Origin of the sequence: Tritonibacter sp. SIMBA_163 (genome assembly GCF_046535935.1) — a bacterium.
Taxonomy (GTDB): Bacteria; Pseudomonadota; Alphaproteobacteria; order Rhodobacterales; family Rhodobacteraceae; genus Epibacterium; species Epibacterium scottomollicae.
Genome location: NZ_JAWJBP010000995.1, coordinates 1 through 248 on the forward strand (window position 1 = coordinate 1; position 248 = coordinate 248).

A 248-nucleotide genomic window follows, 5' to 3' on the forward strand; every position below is an offset into this window, starting at 1 on the left:
GTGCTACAGCCTGAAGGGCAAGCTGCGGGCGGCCCCGCATGTGGGCGGCGTGGGTCAGAACACCCATGACGACGTCAAGATGGACGAGCTGGGCCTGATCACCTTCCGCAGCCATGTCTGGCAGGACGTGATCTTCGTCAGTATCGACGGCAACGTCGCTCCCTTCGAGGAGGGCCACGCCGATCTGATCGAACGCTGGCAGGAATTCGACAAGCCGCTCTATCACGGCGGCATCGACAGCTCATTCC

At 62.5% G+C, this 248-nt stretch carries 1 pseudogene; it reads left to right on the forward strand.

What is annotated here, in order from left to right:
- Window positions 1-248, forward strand: a pseudogene (locus tag R0J92_RS25315) (aromatic ring-hydroxylating dioxygenase subunit alpha); the annotation flags it as partial.